This window comes from Streptomyces venezuelae (genome assembly GCF_008642375.1).
Lineage (GTDB): Bacteria > Actinomycetota > Actinomycetes > Streptomycetales > Streptomycetaceae > Streptomyces > Streptomyces venezuelae_G.
This window is the reverse complement of the sequence record NZ_CP029194.1, coordinates 7,365,171-7,384,337: the sequence shown is the minus strand read 5'-3', so window position 1 is coordinate 7,384,337 and position 19,167 is coordinate 7,365,171. Positions and strand designations below refer to the sequence as shown.

Annotated in this window: 8 protein-coding genes and 2 pseudogenes; 8 read left to right on the top strand and 2 right to left on the bottom strand. The window is 71.9% G+C overall.

Translation table 11 applies throughout. The annotated features are described in order from the left end of the window. Window positions 1–138: 138 nt before the first annotated feature. Together DEJ46_RS33640 and DEJ46_RS33635 are read left to right on the top strand one after the other, a co-directional pair. Complete coding sequence (locus DEJ46_RS33640; RefSeq protein ID WP_223835312.1) at window positions 139–1,092, top strand: ribonucleotide-diphosphate reductase subunit beta; 954 nt, start codon at window positions 139–141, stop codon at window positions 1,090–1,092. 3 nt (window positions 1,093–1,095) lie between these two features. Continuing rightward, window positions 1,096–1,563 carry an SCP2 sterol-binding domain-containing protein gene (locus DEJ46_RS33635; protein WP_150272423.1) on the top strand — a complete coding sequence of 156 codons (468 nt, stop codon included), beginning with the start codon at window positions 1,096–1,098 and terminating at the stop codon, window positions 1,561–1,563. A 61-nt stretch (window positions 1,564–1,624) separates the two neighbouring features. On the opposite strand, the gene DEJ46_RS33630 is transcribed toward DEJ46_RS33635, so the two are convergent. After that, window positions 1,625–2,137, bottom strand: a complete 513-nt coding sequence (locus tag DEJ46_RS33630) for a flavin reductase family protein (RefSeq protein WP_150272421.1) — start codon at window positions 2,135–2,137, stop codon at window positions 1,625–1,627. 222 nt (window positions 2,138–2,359) lie between these two features. Between DEJ46_RS33630 and DEJ46_RS33625 the strand changes: the two genes are divergently transcribed. Beyond that, window positions 2,360–3,547, top strand: a complete 1,188-nt coding sequence (locus DEJ46_RS33625) for an acyl-CoA dehydrogenase family protein (protein ID WP_150272419.1) — start codon at window positions 2,360–2,362, stop codon at window positions 3,545–3,547. Window positions 3,548–3,631: 84 nt separating this feature from the next. On the opposite strand, the gene DEJ46_RS33620 is transcribed toward DEJ46_RS33625, so the two are convergent. Beyond that, window positions 3,632–4,027 (bottom strand): YybH family protein, encoded by a 396-nt coding sequence (locus tag DEJ46_RS33620; protein ID WP_190623026.1) that lies wholly within the window; start codon window positions 4,025–4,027, stop codon window positions 3,632–3,634. Window positions 4,028–4,262: 235 nt separating this feature from the next. Here DEJ46_RS33620 and DEJ46_RS33615 point away from each other — a divergent pair, with 235 nt between their 5' ends. The 5 genes and pseudogenes from DEJ46_RS33615 to DEJ46_RS40975 all read left to right on the top strand — a co-directional run. Continuing rightward, entirely contained in the window at window positions 4,263–5,861 is a 1,599-nt protein-coding gene (locus tag DEJ46_RS33615; protein ID WP_150272413.1) for an aspartate aminotransferase family protein, read from the top strand. Window positions 5,862–5,922: 61 nt separating this feature from the next. Then, window positions 5,923–7,251, top strand: coding sequence for a PucR family transcriptional regulator (locus DEJ46_RS33610; protein ID WP_150272411.1), 1,329 nt, complete (start codon window positions 5,923–5,925; stop codon window positions 7,249–7,251). Between the two features lie 39 nt (window positions 7,252–7,290). After that, window positions 7,291–15,783: a type I polyketide synthase gene (locus tag DEJ46_RS33605; RefSeq protein ID WP_150272409.1), complete on the top strand. Its 8,493-nt coding sequence runs from the start codon at window positions 7,291–7,293 to the stop codon at window positions 15,781–15,783. Window positions 15,784–15,897: 114 nt separating this feature from the next. Beyond that, a pseudogene (locus DEJ46_RS40980) lies at window positions 15,898–17,742 on the top strand (type I polyketide synthase); the annotation flags it as partial. Beyond that, a pseudogene (locus DEJ46_RS40975) lies at window positions 17,740–19,058 on the top strand (acyltransferase domain-containing protein); the annotation flags it as partial. The pseudogenes DEJ46_RS40980 and DEJ46_RS40975, both read left to right, overlap by 3 nt. Between the last annotated feature and the right edge of the window lie 109 nt (window positions 19,059–19,167).

Here is a 19,167-nt window from a genome sequence, read left to right as displayed (position 1 = left end):
GCTTACGCATGCCCGCGTACGCCCGCGTACGGCTGCCCACGACTCCGCGCCGGTGCGGCGCACCCCTCCGCATCCGTCGCGACGCAAGGTTCGATCCGTCACCACACGAGGAAACCGGAGAGATATCCGATGGCCCCTATGGACCCATCGCTCGTCACGTCCGTCGAGCAGTCCTCCCTCAGCGAGCTGGGGGAGATCAACATCGACGACATGATCGACTACGTGCACAAGGACCTGAAGAAGCTTCCCGAGTACATCGATCTCTACAAGCGGTACTTCAAGCACCGTTGGAACGCCTACGACCTCGACTTCACCCAGGACGCCGTCGACTGGCGCACCAAGATGACGGAGGAGGAGCGGGCCGCCTTCAAGGAGATCGCCGCGGCGTTCCACCACGCCGAGCGCCAGGTCGAGATCGAGCTGCCCGTCTTCATGCTCTCGGGCAGCGAGGACGCGAAGCTCTACCTGTCCACGCAGATCGAGGACGAGGCGCGGCACACGCTCTTCTTCGACCGGTTCTACCGGGAGGTCGTGGGGCTGCCCGGGGACTCGGTGGCAGAGCTCCTCGCCGCCTCGTTCGACTACGTCCCCGAGTCCTTCGTCGGATCGTTCGGGCTGATGGCCCACCTCTCGGACGACCTGCGCAAGGATCCGGAGAACCAGAAGCTGCGCGTGCGGTACGCCACCGCGTACTTCCTGTGGATCGAGGGCGTCCTCGCGCTGAGCATCATGAAGATCACGCTCACCTACTGCCGGACCCGCGGCTATCTGCCCGGCTACTACACCGGATTCATCGCCTCCTGCCGCGACGAGGCCCGTCATGTGCAGTTCGGGATGCGGTTCCTGCGCGACGCGATCCAGGAGGACCCCCGTCTCGTGCACGAGGTGTACGAGACCCTGCGGACCGAACTGGCCATGAACGGCGGCGTCAGCCAGCCGGCGCCGCTGGAACCCCTCGGCTGGGACGCCGAGGCGGTCACGGAGTTCATGATCCGGCAGGTCCAGAACAAGCTGTCCGACGTCGGTATCGATCTGCCGCCGGACATCGCTGCCATGGTGCAGAACATCCAGCCCGAGATCGCGGGAGGTTGAGTCATGGGGACGACGATCGACACGCAGACGGTGCGGTTCCTCTCCGCCGAATGGGCGGAGGCGTCCCGGGTACGGGTGGACAGCGGCCCGGACGCGGACGTGGTGGCGACCAAGCAGGAGAGCTACTGGGAGTGGATCGCGGCGACGCGCGCGGCCTGCTCCCAGACGTGGGCGCTCGGGGTGCGGGAGCCGGACGGCGCGACCTCGTACCTGCGGCTCGACTGGCAGGACGGCAAGTGTGCGGAGGCGACGGTGATCCCGCCTGGCGAGCCGGTGGACGCCGACTTCGTGCTCGTGGGCACCACGGACACATGGCACCGCATCTACTCGGGTGAGGCGAACCTGCAGCGGACCGTGGTGGACCGGAAGCTCTCGTTGGAGCGCGGGGACACCCTGATCTTCTTCCGCGGCATCTTCTTCTTCGTCGAGTCGCTGGCGGCTCTGCGCCAGGTGCCCACCAGCTTCGCCTGAACGAACGGCTGCCCGCGCCCCTCCCGGTGGGGGGCGCGGGCAGCCGGGCGGAGCCGCCGCGTCAGGCGCGCGGGCCGGCGACCGGAGCGAGGGAGCCGGCGAACGAGCCGTACCGGCCGCGATGGAAGACCAGCGGATCCGTCTCCGCTCCGGCGTCGGTGAGCCCGACCACCCGGGAGACCACAATGGCGTGGTCCCCCGCCGGATGCTCCGTGTCGAGGACGCACGCGACACGGGCGACGGCGCCCGCCAGCTCGGGGCCGTACTCCGAGGGCTTCCACCGCACACCCGCGAACCGGTCGCCGGAGCGCCCCGAGAACTGCCGGCTCAGCCCTTCGCCCTCGCGGTCGAGGATGTTCACGCAGAACCGCCCGTTCTTCCGTATGAGCGGCCAGGTGGCCGACGACCACGCCGCGCAGAAGAGCACCAGGGGCGGGTCGAGCGACACCGAGGTGAACGAGTTGCAGACCATTCCGACGGGCTCGCCCCGGGGGCCCGTCGAGGTGACGACGGTGATTCCGGTGGGAAAGTTTCCGAGGGTGCGCCGAAAATGTGCTGCATCAATGACGGTCATGGCACTCCTTAACCGGTGATTTCCCACCCGACACTAGTGGAACGACGTCCGTCGAGGATTGGGCCCGACAGCAGAGAGTCGATGCGGTTTTGGTCCGGTGGCGCATTCATTAAATACGCTTCCTGGTCTTCACTGAAGCTGCGCGAGGCGGCGCCCCGGTGAAGTCAGGGGCGATTCCGGAAGAACTGAACTCCCGCACGGAAACCAACCAAGGAGAATTGCGTGTCCACAGACCTTGAATTCCGTTACGAGCCCGAGGTCCAGCAGGTCGTCGACCGGGCCCGCGCGCTGGTGCCCCTCCTGCGGGAGCACTCGGCCCGCAGCGAGCGGGACCGGAAGCTCGCCGACGAGTCCGTGGAGGCGCTGCGCGCGGCCGGGTTCTTCCGGATGAGCGTGCCGCGTGCCCACGGAGGCGACCAGCTCAGCATCCGTACCCAGGCCGCGGCCCTCGCCGAGATCGGCCGTGGCTGCGCGTCGGCCGGCTGGCTGGCAGCGATCACCGGCGCGGCCGAGACGCTCGCGAACCTCATCCCGGAGAAGGGCGCCAAGGAGATCTTCGGCCCCAGCCCCGACGTGTTCGTGTGCGCGAACGGCGGCCACCACTCCGCCACCGCGACCCGGGTGGACGGCGGGTACCGCGTCACCGGCAGGTTCCCCACGATCTCCGGCGTCGAGATCGGCGACTGGATGATCCTGCCCTTCATCCCGCTCGTCGCCGACGGCGAGCCCACGGGCGCCCTCATCTCCCTGGCGGCGCCGCCGAAGGAGGGCGTGGTCCACCACACCTGGAACGTGGCCGGCATGCTCGGCACGGGCAGCCACACGGTGGAGTTCGACGGGCTCTTCGTGCCGGAGAGCCGGAGCATCGACCACCCGATCGACCCGGAGCTCGGGCCGCTGAACCTGCCCAAGCTGGAGACCTTCGCCGCGGTCGCGCACCGGACGATCGCGGCCCTGGTCGGCGCCTCCCACGGAGCCCTCGACACGGTGCGGGCCATGCTGGACAAGGGGAAGCCGCTGGTCGACACCGTCTACGAGTCCTCGCTCGACTCCCCGATCGTGCGCCAGTGGCTCGCCGAGGCCACGCACGACGTCGACACGGCGTACCACTACCTGCTCGCCTCCGCCGACATGTTCGACGTCGCCTTCGAGGAGGGGACCATGTCGCGCGGCGACCGCACGCGGGCCCGGCTGCACATGACGTCCGCGGTGCAGAGCGCGCGGCAGGCCATGGGGAAGCTGCTCGACCTCGGCGGCACCAGCGGCTTCGCCTCGTCCCACCCGCTCCAGCGGTACTGGCGGGACTTCGAGACCGGCAGCCACCACATCCACTTCAACCGCCTGGTGAGCTGGGAGGACTACAGCCGCTCCCTGCTGGGCATCGAGCCCGCGGTGTCCGTGATCCACTGATCCTCGGCCGCGCGTCCGGTACGAGAGAGAAACGCCCCGCTTCCCGAAGCTTCCGGGAGGCGGGGCGTTCTCGTGCGGCCACGGTCAGGAGGAGCCGAAGCGGTTGTCGATCGCGAAGCGCCACCCGCCGGGCTCGCGGACCAGGACGTCGGTCGCCCGGCCCTTCGTGCTCGTACGGCCTCCGTCCGGGGCGTTCTCCTCCAGGGTCCATTCCGTGATCACCAGCGCCACGTCGCCGGCGACGTAGGTGTGCTCGTACGCGAACTCGACATGCGGCCGGGCCGTCCGGAAGTAGCCGGCCAGCGCCTCCCGCAGGTCGCCGCTCCTGCCGAGCGCGAGCCCTCGCTCGACCACCGTCACGCCCTCGGGCGTGTAGTTCGCCAGGACCGCGTCCACGTCTCCCGAGTTGAACGCTTCCGTGTATTTCCGGTTGAGTTCACTGAAGCCCTTCTCGTGTTCCGTTCCGTTCGCACTGGGCACGGGCAACTCCTGTTCGCTCAACGGCCGGCATGTGTCGACCTGATCGATTCCCACTTTCGGAGGCTACCGATTCACCCTAACTTCCGAATAACCGGTCACCGGTTTCCGCGGCGTACCTATACGGGGATTAGAGGGCAGTTATTCACGCCTTGCCATGATGGCTTTCATGTGTGGCGATCAAAACGGCCCGCCGCACACTTCGAGCCGGGAAGCGGACCTGCGGAGGTAACGCCGAATGACACTCCACGCGAACGACCTCGTGGACACCGAACTGCACCGAGCCGTTTCCCAGGTGGGCCTCGACGTCGAGTACACCCGCTCCCGCGGGAACACGATGTGGGCGCGCGGCAAGGACGGCGGCGAGATCCCGGTCACCGACTTCATCAGCGGCTACGGCTCGCTGATACTCGGCCACAACAACCCCGAGGTCGTCGCCCGGGCCAGGGATCTCCTCGACCGGGACACCCCCGTCCACGCGCAGGTGTCGCTGCGCCCGGAGGCGGCCTCCGTCGCCGCCGCCCTCAACCGCATCGTCCACCGGGAGTTCGCCACCGCCGAGCCCCACCACGCCGTCTTCGCGAACTCCGGCGCCGAGGCCGTCGAGGTCGCCGTCAAGCACGCCGAGATGGACCGGCGCCTGCGGCTGGCCGAACTGGCCGGGGCGGTCGAGGAGCACATCGCGGAGGCGCGGAGCGCGATCGCACAGGGCACCGCCGTCCTCGCCCCCGCCGTCCTCACCGCCCTCGGCCTGCCGGCCACGACGGCGCCCGAGACCGCCCTCGACGCCCTCGAAGCCCGCGTCCACGCCTTCGAGGACTCGCACCCGGCGAGCGCGCCGCGCCTGCTGAGCCTGGTGGGCGGCTTCCACGGCAAGCTCATGGGAAGCATCCAGCTCACGCACAACCCGCAGTTCAGGACGCCGTTCACGGAACTCGCCGCGCAGCCCCGCTTCGTCCCCGTCAACCGGCCGGACGCCCTCCGTGCGGTGTTCGAGGCCGAACGCACCCCGCTGCTCGACGTGTCGGTCGCGGACGGCATCGTGGACGTCGTCGAGCGCGACGCCCCGGTCTTCTGCGCGCTGCTGGTCGAGCCCGTGCAGGGCGAGGGCGGCATCGTCCCGATCTCCGCCGAGTTCGCCAAGGAAATCCAGGCGCTGTGCGCGGAGTTCGACTGCCCCATCGTCATCGACGAGGTGCAGACGGGGGCCGGACGGTCCGGCGCCTTCTTCGCCAGCTCGCTGCTCCCGCTCCGCGGCGACTACTACACCCTCGCCAAGAGCCTGGGCGGCGGACTCGCGAAGATCTCGGTGACCCTCGTCCGGGAGGCGCGCTACCGCCCCCAGTTCGAGCTGGTGCACAGCTCCACCTTCGCCAAGGACGCCTTCTCCAGCGGCATCGCCCTCAAGGTCCTGGAACTCCTGGAGGCCGACGGCGGAGCCGCCTACGGTGTCGCCGCGGAGCGCGGCGCCCGCCTCCTCGCGGAGCTTGAGGCGGTGCGCGCCGAGTACGACGACATCATCGCCGACGTCCGTGGCCTCGGTCTGCTCGTCGGGGTGGAGTTCGCCGACCGGTCCGCCGTCGGCTCGCCCATGGTCAGGCAGACCCAGCCCGCCGGCCTCTTCGGCTTCCTCGTCAGCGGGTTCCTGCTGCACGAGCACCGGATCCGGGTGATGCCGACCGGCAGCGCCCCCAACACCCTCCGCCTGGAGCCGTCGATCGCGCTGACCGACGACGAGATCACCCGCCTCGCCGACGGACTGCGCGAGGTGTGCGCGGTCCTGCGCGCCGACGACGACGCGCGTCTCACCGCTTTCGTCGGAGCCCGCGCCTTCTAGTGCGCGGCCGGCCCTCCTGATCCATCACCCCCCACTGTGTTCCCGGAACGGAGAGGAAGCCATGCCCATCCATGGTGACGCGCGCCGGCTCGGTCGGCTGCTGCTGGTACCGGGCGACGAGCGCTCGCCATCACACGCGGTCTGCCGGGCCGAGGTGCTCGACGAGGTCGTCGCCCGGTTCGGTCCCGACGCCGCCGCGTGGGCCGCCGAGACCGGCCGCTGCCTGCTCGACGTCACCGCCCGTGAGCTCGCCGGCTGCGAGACCGCCGTCCTGACGCCCAAGGACCACGAACTGCTCGAACTCGTCGCGGCGTGGGTCGCCCTCCGCATCGGCGGGGACACCGCCCTGCCCGACGCGCTCACCACCGACGTGGAGGACGTGGTGCGGACCCACGTCGAGCGGGGCTTCGAGCTGGACAGCGTACTGACGCTGATCCGCATCGCCCACGGTCGGATCACCGCGGATCTGCTCCGGGCGTGCGAGCGGGCCGTGCCCGCACAGGACCTGCCCTCCACCATGCGGGACCTGTCCACGACGGTCTTCGACGCGGTCGAGATCCTGTGCAGGCTGGTCTCGCGCCGGTTCTCCGTGGAGCGCGAACAGTGGCTCACCGGCCAGGACGCCCAGCGGCGGAGCATCGTGTGGGACATCCTGCGCGGCGCCCACGTCGACACGGACAAGGCGAGCCGCCGGCTGAGCTACGACCTCCGGCAGAACCACCTCGGCCTCGTGCTGTGGTCCGACGACTCCACCCGCGGCGACGGCCTGGAGCGGACCGCCGCGCGGATACTCGAACGCGCCGGCGCCACCTCCACCCTGCTCGTCGCCGCGGGCGCCGGACGCCTCTGGGCCTGGGGCGCCGTACCCGCGACCCGGCCCCAGGACCTGTCGGGCCAGCCGCTGCCCCTCCACGTACGGGTCGCGGCCGGGCTGCCGGCGCCGGGGCCCGCCGGGCTGCGCCTGACGCACGACCAGGCGGCCACGGCGGCCCGCATCGGCGGCGCCACGCGGACCGCCCACCGCATCCACGAGTACCGCACCCTCGAACTGGTGGCCCTGCTGATGGCGGACGAGTCGGCGGCCGCCGACTTCGTACGCCGTGAACTGGGCGCGCTCGCCGAGGCCTCGCCCTCGGCGGCGACCCTGCGCACCACGCTGAAGTGCTACCTGGACGAGGACCGGAGCCTGGCGGCGGCCGCCCGGCACCTCCACGTCGCCAAGAACACCGTCCTGTACCGGGCCCGCAAGGCCGCGCAGCTGCGCGGGCGGCCCCTCGACGAGAACCGGCTGCACCTGCACGCCGCTCTCTGCCTCGCCGAGGCGCTGGGCCCCGTGCTGCTGCGGCCCCAGGACGAAAGCGGCCCGGCTCGGCTCCACGCGACGGCCTGACCGAGAGACAGCCCGACCAGAGCGAGAACAGGGAAGCTGATGAGCACTGTCACCACTGGATCCGGCCCCGACCTCAACGCCATCGCGATCGTGGGCGTGGCCTGCCGACTGCCCGGGTCCGACGGCCCGGACGCCTTCTGGGAGCTGCTGCGCACGGGACGCAGCGCCGTCACCGACGTACCCCCCGAGCGGCGCCGGCACCTCGGCAGCGCGCGACGGGCCGGGCTCCTGACCGATGTCGACCGGTTCGACGCGGAGTTCTTCGGCATCTCGCCGAAGGAGGCCGCGGCGATGGACCCCCAGCAGCGGCTCATGCTGGAGCTGGGCTGGGAAGCACTGGAGGAAGCGGGCGTACGGCCGCCGGACCTGCGCGGCTCCGCCACCGGCGTCTTCGTCGGTGCGATGGCCGACGACTACGCCCTGCTCGGTGCGCAGGCCGGCGGGCGGGCCACCACCCGGCACACCCTGACCGGTGTGGGCCGGGGCATCCTGGCCAACCGGCTCTCGTACGTCCTCGGCATCCACGGCACCAGCCTGACCGTCGACACCGGCCAGTCCTCCTCGCTCGTCGCGGTCCACCTGGCGTGCGAGGCACTGCGGCGCGGCGAGGTCGGCCTGGCCATCGCCGGAGGCGTCAGCCTCGACCTGGCTCCTGAGAGCACCCTGCGGGCGGAGCGGCTCGGCGCGCTCTCCCCCGACGGCCGCAGCCACACCTTCGACGCCCGCGCCAACGGATACGTCCGGGGCGAGGGAGGCGCCGCCCTCGTCCTGAAGCCGCTGGCCGCCGCACTCGCCGACGGCGACACCGTCCACGGCTGCATCATCGGCGGGGCCGTCAACAACGACGGTGCCGGCGCCACCCTGACCGCGCCGAACAGCGCCGCGCACGCCGCCGTCCTCACCGCCGCGTACGAGCGGAGCGGCGTGGACCCGGCGGAGGTGGCCTACGTCGAACTCCACGGCACCGGAACCAAGGTGGGCGACCCGGCCGAGGCCGCGGGTCTCGGCGCGGTCTTCGGTCCGGAACGGCCCGTGCGAGTCGGCTCGGTGAAGACGAACATCGGCCACCTCGAAGGCGCGGCGGGCATCGCGGGGCTGCTCAAGGTCGTTCTGTCGCTGCGCCACCGAGGGCTCCCGGCCAGCCTGAACTACGACACGCCGAACCCTGACATCCCCCTGGCGGAGCTGGGTGTCGAGGTCCAGCGCACCTTCGAACCGCTTCCCTCGCGGGGCCGTCTGGTCGCGGGCGTCTCGTCGTTCGGCGTGGGCGGCACCAACTGCCATCTGGTCGTCAGCACCGCACCGGAGCCGGCCGACGCCGAACCAGGAGCGTTCACCGAGTCACCGGCCACCGCGGTGGCCTGGCCCGTGTCGGCCCGGTCGGCGACGGCACTGCGCGGACAGGCCGCCCGGCTGCACGCGTTCGTGACCGCGCGCCCCGAACTCGGCCTCGCCGACATCGGCTTCTCCCTCGCCACGTCCCGCACCTCCTTCCGCCACCGCGCGGTCCTGTCCGGCACCACGCGCGAGGACATGCTCGACGGCCTCCGCGCTCTCGGCGAGGGCAGGCAGGCCGCCCACCTGGTCCGCGGCGAGAGCCGCGCCACCACCGGCGGCACCGTCTTCGTCTTCCCGGGCCAGGGCAGTCAGTGGCCCGCGATGGCCCGGGACCTCATCGCCGTGTCACCGGTCTTCGCCGACGCCGTGGAGCGCTGCGCCCAGGCCCTCGACCCGTACGTCGACTGGTCGTTGGCCGACGTACTCCGGCAGGTGCCGGGCAGCGCCTCCTTGGACCGGGTCGACGTCGTCCAGCCCGCGCTCTTCGCCGTGATGGTCTCGCTGGCGGAGCTGTGGCGCTCCGTCGGCGTCCACCCCGACGCCGTCGTCGGCCACTCCCAGGGCGAGATCGCCGCCGCGTACGTCGCGGGCGCCCTGTCCCTGGACGACGCGGCGGCGGTGGTGGCCCTGCGCAGCCGGGCCATCACCGCGATCGGCGGGGCCGGCGCGATGGCCTCGGTGCCGCGGCCCGTCGCCGAGGTCCGCGCCCGACTCGCCGAGCACGCCGAAGCGGTGAGCGTCGCGGCGGTGAACGGTCCGTCGTCGACCGTCGTCTCCGGACCTGCCGCGGACCTGGAACGGCTGGTCGCCGAGTACGGAGCGGCAGGCGTCGACGCCCGCATGATCTCCGTCGACTACGCGTCCCACTCCGCGTACGTCGAGGAGATCCGCGACGAGGTGCTCGCGGCGCTCACCGACATCCGCCCCCTCGGTGCCGACCTGCCGTTCTACTCGACGGTGACCGGTGGCCTCCTCGACACCGCAGGACTGACCGGGGAGTACTGGTACCGCAATCTCCGGCAGACGGTGGAGTTCGAGCAGGCGATCCGGTCGGCGTCCGCGGACGGTCACCGGACGTTCGTGGAGTGCAGCGCCCACCCGGTGGTCGGGGTGGGCATCGGTCAGATCCTCGACGAGGTCGACGCGGACCGCTCCCCCGCCGACAGGTCGCTCGTCACCGGCACCCTGCGCCGGGACCACGGCGACCTGGCGTCGTTCTTCGACGCCCTCGGGCGTCTGCACGTCAACGGGGCCCCGGACACCGACGCCGTGGACTGGCACGCCGTCCACGCGGGCCGGCACGCCCGTCGCGTACCCCTGCCCACGTACGCCTTCCAGCGCAGCAGGCACTGGCTCGACGTGCTGGAGACGTCCGCGTCGCTCACAGAGGACGGAGAGAACGGAGAGAACGATGAAGCCAACGATGAAGCCTTCGAAGCCGTCGGGGATGTCAGAGACGTCAGGGGCGACAGGGGACTCCGGGCCGACGCGGACGTCGCGGACGGGGAGGGTGCCGGGCGTTCCGCCGACGACTTCCTCTCCGTCGTCCGCGAGGCCGCCGCGGTCGTACTGGGCCACTCCGCTTCTGAATCGGTACCCGTGGACCTGTCGTTCAAGGAACTGGGCTTCGACTCTGCGGGCGCCCTGGAGTTCCGGGTCACCCTGGGCGAGGCGACCGGACTGCGGCTGCCCGCCACGCTGACCTTCGACCACCCCACCCCCGGCGCCGTGGCCCGCCACCTCGCGGCGCTCACCGGCGGAACGGCGGGGAGCACCGCGCCGGACCGCACCAGACCGGCCGCCCCGGACGACGAGCCCATCGCGATCGTGGCGATGAGCGGCCGCTGGCCCGGCGGCGCCGACGACCCCGACCAGCTGTGGCAGCTCGCGCTCGACGGCGTGGACGCCATCACTCCGTTCCCCTCGAACCGCGGCTGGGACATCGAGGACCTCTACGACCCCGAGCCCGGCAAGCCGGGCAAGACCTACACGCGCCAGGGCGGATTCCTGCACGACGCCGACAGGTTCGACGGCGCGTTCTTCGGCCTGAGCCCGCGCGAGGCGACCGCGATGGACCCGCAGCAGCGGCTGCTCCTGGAGTCCGCCTGGGAGGTGGTGGAGCGGGCGGGCATCGACCCGGCCTCGCTGCGGGGCAGCAACACCGGTGTGTTCGTGGGCCTGATGCCGCAGGAATACGGCCCCCGGCTCCAGGACACTCCGGAGGAGCACCAGGGGCACGCCCTCACCGGCGGTTCGTCGAGCGTGGCCAGCGGACGGCTGTCCTACGTGCTGGGGCTGGAGGGCCCGGCGATCACCGTGGACACCGCGTGCTCGTCGTCGCTCGTCTCCCTGCACCTCTCGGTGCAGTCGCTGCGCCGCGGCGAGTGCGACCTGGCCGTCGCGGGCGGTGCGACGGTGATGTCGACACCGGGGATGTTCACCGAGTTCGGCCGGCAGCGCGGACTCGCCCCTGACGGCCGCTGCAAGTCCTTCTCGGACACGGCGGACGGCACCGCGTGGGCAGAGGGTGTGGGGCTGTTGCTCCTGGAGCGGCTCTCGGACGCGCAGCGCAAGGGGCGTCGCGTGCTCGCGGTGATCCGGGGCAGCGCGGTCAACCAGGACGGCGCATCCAACGGCCTGACCGCACCCAACGGCCCCGCGCAGGAACGCGTGATCCGGGCCGCCCTGACCGACGCGGGCCTCTCCGCACGTGACGTCGACGTCGTCGAGGCACACGGCACCGGCACGACACTCGGCGACCCCATCGAAGCCCAGGCCCTCCTGGCCACCTACGGACAGGACCGCCCCGCACACCAGCCCCTCTACCTCGGCTCGCTCAAGTCCAACATCGGCCACACCCAGGCCGCCGCAGGCGTGAGCGGCGTGATCAAGATGGTGCAGGCGATACGGAACGGCACGGTGCCCGGCACTCTCCACATGACCGAGCTGTCGCGCCATGTGGACTGGTCGGCGGGAACGGTCGCGGTTCCGAGCGATGCCGTGGCCTGGCCCGAGACGGGGAGGCCGCGCCGGGCGGGCGTGTCGTCGTTCGGCATCAGCGGGACGAACGCCCATCTGATCGTGGAGCAGGCACCTGCGGTGGAGGAGCCCGCACGGGCGGCTTCGGGTGTGGTCGTGCCGTGGGTGCTGTCCGGTCGTACGGATGAAGCCGTACGGGAGCAGGCGGCCCGGCTGGCGGAGCGGGTCACGCAGTCGCCCGAGATCGACCTGGCCAGTGTCGGGTTGACACTCGCCACCGCTCGAAGCCGCTTCGAACGAGGTGCCGTTGTCGTCGGGGCCGACCGCGAGGAGCTCCTGACCGCGCTGTCCGAAGTGACAGACGGCCGCACGCCGTTGGTGGCTCGGGCCGGAAGTGGGGTGGCGATGTTGTTCGCCGGCCAGGGTGGCCAGCGGGTGGAAATGGGCCGGGAGTTGTACGCCGCCCATCCGGTGTTCGCCACGGCCGTCGACGACGTCCTGACCGCCGTCGACAAGGAACTCGCAGGGTTCGTCGACCACCCCGTCCGCGACGTCCTCTTCGACACCACCGACACCGGCCTGCTCGACCAGACCGTCTACACCCAGAGCGCCCTGTTCGCCATCGAAGTAGGCCTCTACCGGCTCCTCGAATCCTGGGGCGTCCGGCCGGCCTGGCTCGTCGGCCACTCGATCGGCGAGATCGCGGCCGCCCACGTAGCGGGAGTGTTCACGCTGGAGGACGCGGCGCGCCTGATCGCCGCCCGAGGCCGGCTGATGCAGGCGCTGCCGGACGGGGGTGTCATGGCAGCGATCGAGACGACCGAAGCCGAAGTCGTGCCGCTCCTCGACAACGCCGTGGGCATCGCCGCGGTCAACGGACCCGCCTCCGTCGTCGTCTCCGGCGAACACACCGCCGTCGAACGTGTCACCGCTCACTTCGAGAACGCGGGCCACCGGGTCAAACGCCTCAAGGTCAGCCACGCCTTCCACTCGCCCTTGATGGAACCGATGCTCGACGACTTCGCCGAGGTCGTGAAAAGCCTGACGTTCCACGCGCCGTCGATACCCATCGTCTCCACCGTCACGGGACTCGCCGTCGAACCGGACACCCTCACCGACCCCGCCTACTGGGTCCACCACGTCCGCACCACCGTCCGCTTCCACGACGCCATCACCCACCTCGCCGACCACCACACCGGCGGATACGTAGAGATCGGCCCCAGCGGCGTACTCGTCGCACAGACACAACAGATCCTGGACGCCAAGGGCCGTGAAGGACACCTCGTCCTCCCCACCCTCCGACCCGGCCAGGCAGAAACCCACACCACCCTCACCACACTCGGCCGGCTCTACGCAGCCGGCACCGGCATCACCCCCCACTGGCAGACCATCCTCGGCAACCACACCCCCCTCACCGACCTCCCCACCTACCCCTTCCAACGCCAGCGCTACTGGCTCAACGCCTCGGACCCCACCGCAGACGCCGCCGCTCTCGGTCTCGCCCCCCTCGGGCACACGTTCCTGCACGGTGGCGTGGAACTCGCCGGGGGTGAGGGAGCGGTCCTCACCGGGCGGTTCTCGCTGGATTCCCATCCTTGGCTGGTGGACCACACAGTGCTCGGCCGGGTCCTGCTGCCGGGGACGGCCTTCGTCGAACTCGCCCTGCGAGCAGCCGATTTCATGGGATGCGCCCGGGTCGAGGACCTGACACTGTCCGCGCCACTGATCGTGCCCACGGACGGCGACGTCCAGGTCCAGGTGTCCGTCGGCGCGGCCGACGAGCGGGGCGGGCGGTCGCTGACGGTGCACGCGCGGGACGACGGCGGGGAATGGACCCGTCATGCCGAGGGGATGCTCGGCGCCGGCGCCGTGGCACCGGCCGGGGCCCAGGGGTCCTGGCCGCCCCCGGAAGCGGTTGCCGTGGACGTCGAGGCGCTCTACGACACCCTGCTGAGCGGCGGCTACGCCTACGGCCCCGCGTTCCGCGGCCTGCGGGCCGTCTGGCGGGCCGGCGACGAGCTGCTTGCCGAGGTCGTGCTGCCCGAGGGGTCCCCGGAAGGGTTCGGGCTGCACCCTGTTCTCCTCGACGCGGCCCTGCACCCGGTGGTCGGGCTCGCTCTCGGCGGGGAGGAGCCGACCGTACGGCTGCCGTTCGCGTGGACCGGGGCGACGCTGCACGCCACGGGCGCCTCCGAGCTGCGGGTGCGCATCACACCGGACGGCGAAGGGGCCGGGGGCGTGACGATCAGCGCGGTCGATCCGGCGGGCGCGCCCGTCGTCTCCGTACGATCGCTGCGTCTGCTGCCCGTCCCCCTCGACCGCATCGAGGCCGCCGACCGGGCGGTGCCGTACCGCGTGGACTGGTTGCCAAGTGACACGACGGCGACGGAGGCGGCCACACGGCCGACCGGTTCGTGGGTCCTGATCGGCGAGGGCGCCGGCGCGGGGCTGCCGGAGGTTCCCGTCCACCGCGGCCTGGGTGCGCTCGGCGACGACGCGCCGGAGGTGGTCCTGTTCGATGCCCGTGGCGGGCTGGACGGGTCCGGGGCGGACGACGACCGTTTGGTCGCGGACATGCACGCTGCCGTGGCCGGGGCGAGCGGCTTCCTGTGGTCCTGGCTCGCCGACGAGCGCTACGCCGAGTCGACGCTCGTCGTCGTCACCCGCGGTGCGGTCGCCGCCGGCGAGGGCGACGTGCCGGACCTGTCGACGGCGCCGCTGTGGGGCCTGGTGCGGTCCGTGCAGGCCGAGCACCCGGGCCGGATCGTTCTGCTCGACGTGGACGGGCACGCCGCGACGCCTGCGGCCGTCGTCGGTGCCGTGGCCGGTGGCGAGCCCCAACTGGCCGTCAGGGCGGGCTCGGTACTCGTGCCCCGGCTCGTCCGTGCGAAGCCGCGCGAAGGGGAGCAGGAGGCGGGGCTGTCGCCGACGGGCACGGTCCTGATCACCGGCGGCACCGGTACGCTCGGGGCGCTCGTGGCCCGGCGACTCGTCACCCGGCACGGCGCCCGGCACCTGCTGCTCACCGGCCGGCGCGGGCCCGAGGCGCCCGGCGCCACGGAGCTGGCGGCGGAGCTGACCGAGCTCGGAGCGCACGTCCGGATCGCGGCGTGCGACGTCGCGGACCCCGACGAGCTCGCCGCTCTGCTGGCGGGCGTTCCCGAGGAGCACCCGCTGACGGCGGTCGTCCACGCCGCGGGCGTACTGGCCGACGGCGCCTTCGCCTCCCTCACCGACGAGACGTTCGCGACGGTCCTGCGCCCCAAGGCCGACGCCGCCTGGAACCTTCACCGGCTCACCGCCGACGCCGATCTCGCCGCGTTCTTCCTCTTCTCCTCGGCCGTGGGCGTGATGGGCAACGCCGGCCAGGCCAACTACGGCTCCGCCAACTCCTTCCTCGACGCACTCGCCCAGTACCGCGCCGCACACGGCCTGCCCGCGACGGCGGCCGCGTGGGGGCTGTGGGCGGACGAGGGCGGAATGACCGAGGCCATGACGCAGGCCGATGTGGTCCGCATGGGCCGCCGCGGACTCGCCGCCATGTCCACCGCGCGGGGCCTCGACCTGTTCGACACCGCCCTGACGGACCGGGACCCGTTCCTGGTGACGGCGGTCGTCGACACGGCGGCGTGGGACCCGGAGAGCGGTTCTCCGGTGGTTCGGAGTCTGGTCCGGGGCCGGCGGCGCCCGGAGGCGGCCAGCGGTGCGGCGCCCGCGCGACCGCTGGAGCAGGACCTGGTGGGCCGGCCGGCCGAGGAGCAGCACGACGTGCTCCTCGACCTGGTCCGGCGTACCGCCGCGGGGGTGCTCGGGCACGGCAGCCCTGACGCCGTACCCCCGCGGACCGGCTTCCTCGAAGGCGGATTCGACTCCCTCGGCGCAGTCGAGCTGCGCACCCGGCTGAACCTGGCCACAGGCCTGCGGCTGCCCACGACATTGATCTTCGACTACCCGACTCCGGACGCGGTCGCCGACTATCTCCGTACCCGGCTCGTGGGCGAGACCACGGTCTCGGTCATGGCCGAACTGGAACGCTTCGAAGCCGTCGTGGCGGCGCTCGCCTCGGCCACGGAGGGCGGCGCCGAGCGCGCCGCCGTCGCCGGCCGCCTCGGCGAGCTGCTCCGGCGGCTCGACTCCGAAGCGGAGGCGGAGATCTCGGCGGCGACCAATGACGAACTCTTCGCGCTCATCGACGAGGAGCTCCAGCTGCCGTGATCCGGGGCCCGTAAACCGGCCCCCTGACCCAGCTCCCCCTTCCCAGCCCCCGATCTGCCGGACCCGGCCCCCCACTTGGCAAGGAGATTGATTTCCGTGGCGGACGACCAGAAGCTGCGTGACTACCTGAACCGGGTCACCGTCCAGCTCAAGCAGGCCCGCGCTCGCCTGCACGAACTGGACGAGCCCATCGCCATCGTCGGCATGGCCTGCCGCTACCCGGGTGACGTGCAGTCGCCGGAGGATCTCTGGCGGCTGGTGGACGAGGGGCGCGACGCCGTGACCGGCTTCCCCGCCAACCGCGGCTGGGACCTCGACGCCCTGTACGACCCCGACCCCACCACGACGGGGACGTCGTACGTGCGCGAGAGCGGGTTCGTGCACGACGCCGACGAGTTCGACGCGGAGTTCTTCGGCATCTCCCCGCGCGAGGCGCAGGCGATGGACCCCCAGCAGCGGCTCCTCCTCGAGTCGGCGTGGGAGGTGCTGGAGAGCGCCGGCATCCGGCCCGGTCCGCTGCGCGGCAGCTCGACCGGGGTGTTCGTCGGCATCATGGCCCAGGAGTACGGCCCCAGCCTGCTGAACCCGTCTCTCGACGCCGTCGACGGCTACCTGGTGACGGGCAATCAGCTCAGCGTGGCCTCCGGGCGCATCTCGTACACCTTCGGCTTCGAGGGTCCCGCGATGACCGTCGACACCGCGTGCTCGTCGTCGCTGGTCTGCGTCCACCTCGCCGCGCAGGCCCTGCGCAACCGGGAGTGCGACCTGGCCCTCGCGGGCGGCGTGGCGGTGCTCTCCACTCCCGGCTTCTTCATCGACTTCAGCCGGCAGCGCGGGCTCGCCGCGGACGGGCGCTGCAAGGCGTTCGCCGCGGCCGCGGACGGCACGAGCTGGAGCGAGGGCGTGGGCATGCTCGCGCTGATGCGCCTCTCCGACGCCGAGCGCCGGGGCCACCGGGTCCTCGCCGTGATCCGGGGCAGCGCGGTGAACCAGGACGGCGCGAGCAGCCAGCTCAGCGCCCCCAACGGGCCCTCGCAGCAGCGGGTCATCCGGCAGGCCCTGGCCGACGCCCGGCTGACTCCGGCCGATGTGGACGCCGTCGAGGCTCACGGTACGGGCACGCCGCTGGGCGATCCGATCGAGGCCCACGCCCTGCTCTCGACGTACGGGCAGGACCGTCCGGCGGACCAGCCGCCGCTCTACCTCGGTTCGCTGAAGTCGAACATCGGTCACACGCAGGCCGCGGCGGGCGTCGGCGGCATCATCAAGTCGGTCATGGCCATGCGCCACGGCGTACTGCCTCGCACCCTCCACGTCGACGCACCCACACCGCACGTCGACTGGCACGAAGGGGCGGTGGATCTGCTCACCGAGGCACGGCCGTGGCCCGAGACGGACCGGCCGCGGCGGGCCGCCGTCTCGTCGTTCGGGATCAGCGGCACGAACGCGCACGTCATCCTGGAGCAGGCACCGGCCGCGGCGCCCGCGGACCAGGAGACGGAGCCCGCGGACCAGGAGACGGAGCCCGCGGACCAGGAGACGGAGCGGCGGGACAGCCCCGGCGCAGAGGGCGCCGCCGAGGAGCGCGTCAAGGCCGGCGCCGCCGAGGACCGCTTCGAGGCCGGCGCCCCCGGGGACACGGACGTGCCCGTCCCCTCGCTGTGGGTCCTCTCGGGAAGCACGGAGCAGGCTGTACGGGACCAGGCGGCTCGGCTCCTCGCGCACGTGACCGGCGCCCTCGCCGGCGACCCCGCGATCCGCCCCGCGGACATCGGCTTCTCCCTGGCCGAGACGCGGACCCACTTCGACCGGCGAGCCGCGGTGGCGGGCGATCACGAGGAGCTCCTCAGCGGCCTCGCGGCCCTCGCGGAGGGGCAGCGTGACGTGGGCCGGGTGCCCGTGTCCGGCCCACGTCCGGTGTTCGTCTTTCCCGGCCAGGGCTCACAGTGGGTGGGGATGGCGGCCGAACTGGCCGCGTCGTCACCGGTGTTCGCCGAGTCCCTCGACGCGTGCGGGCGAGCCTTGGCGCCGTTCGTGGACTGGTCCCTGACGGACGCGCTGTCCGACCCGGAACTGCTGGAGCGCGTCGACGTGGTGCAGCCGGTGCTGTTCGCGGTGATGGTGTCGCTGGCGCGGCTGTGGGAGTTCCACGGTGTCGTGCCCGCAGCGGTCGTGGGGCACTCGCAGGGCGAGATCGCCGCCGCCGTCGTGGCCGGAGCACTCTCCCTCGACGACGGCGCCCGTATCGTCACCCTCCGCAGCAAAGCCATCGGCGAACTCCTCAGCGGACACGGCGGCATGATGTCCCTCGCCACCTCCGCCGAACGAGCCGCCCAACTCATCACCGAAACATCCCAAGCCGACAATGCTTACGATGCCGACCTGGCGGAGCGCGTCGGCGTCGCCGTCGTCAACGGCCCCGCCTCCGTCGTCATCGCCGGCGAACCCCAAGCACTCGCACTGATCGCCGCCGCATGCGAGGCCCGGAACATCCGCCACCGCCTCCTCCCCGTCGACTACGCCTCCCACAGCCCCCAGGTCGCCACCATCGAGGAACGACTCCTCACCGACCTCGAACCCGTCACCCCCCACACCTCCACCACCCCTTCTACTCCACCGTCACCGGCACCCTCCTCGACACCACCCAACTCGACGCCACCTACTGGTACCGCAACCTCCGCCAGACCGTCCTCTTCGAAAACACCACCCGCACCATCGCCGACACCGGAACCCACCTCTTCATCGAGATCAGCCCCCACCCCGTCCTCACCTCCAGCATCCAGGACACCCTCGCCGAACAGGCCCCCGAGACGGTGGCCTTCGGCACGCTGCGCCGCCGCAACGGCGGCCTCGGACGGTTCCTGAGCGCCGTCGGCGAGTCGTACGCGCACGGGCTGACCCCCGACTGGTCCACGGTCTTCGGCGACCGGACCCGCCGCGTCGACCTGCCCACGTACGCCTTCCAGCGACGCCGCCACTGGCTGGACCCGGTCGCCCCGGCCGACCCCACGCAGCTGGGGCTCGCCGTCACCGAGCATCCCCTGCTCGGTGCGGTCGTGCACGCGGCCGACAGCGACACGGTCCTGTTCACCGGCCGCGTCTCGCTGACGGCCGATCCCTGGCTGGACGACCACCAGGTCTTCGGCACGGTCCTCGTTCCGGGCGCCGCCCTGGTCGAGCTCGCCGTCCACGCCGGTGACCACGTCGGGGCGGCCGTCCTCGACGAGCTGGTCATCGAGACGCCCCTCGTCCTCACGCCGGACCGGCCTCGACTGCTTCAGGTGTCCGTGGGCCCGGAGGGCGACGGCAGCCGCTCGCTCGCCGTGCACAGCCGGGCCGATCAGGAACCCGCCGAGTGGACCCTCCATGCCACGGGATCGCTGG

Excerpts from the sequence above, each read along its gene's own strand:
- DEJ46_RS33640 (WP_223835312.1), top strand. The coding sequence starts at position 139 with ATGGACCCATCGCTCGTCACGTCCGTCGAGCAGTCCTCCCTCAGCGAG.
- DEJ46_RS33635 (WP_150272423.1), top strand. The coding sequence starts at position 1,096 with ATGGGGACGACGATCGACACGCAGACGGTGCGGTTCCTCTCCGCCGAA.
- DEJ46_RS33630 (WP_150272421.1), bottom strand. The coding sequence starts at position 2,137 with ATGACCGTCATTGATGCAGCACATTTTCGGCGCACCCTCGGAAACTTT.
- DEJ46_RS33615 (WP_150272413.1), top strand. The coding sequence starts at position 4,263 with ATGACACTCCACGCGAACGACCTCGTGGACACCGAACTGCACCGAGCC.
- DEJ46_RS33610 (WP_150272411.1), top strand. The coding sequence starts at position 5,923 with ATGCCCATCCATGGTGACGCGCGCCGGCTCGGTCGGCTGCTGCTGGTA.
- DEJ46_RS33605 (WP_150272409.1), top strand. The coding sequence starts at position 7,291 with ATGAGCACTGTCACCACTGGATCCGGCCCCGACCTCAACGCCATCGCG.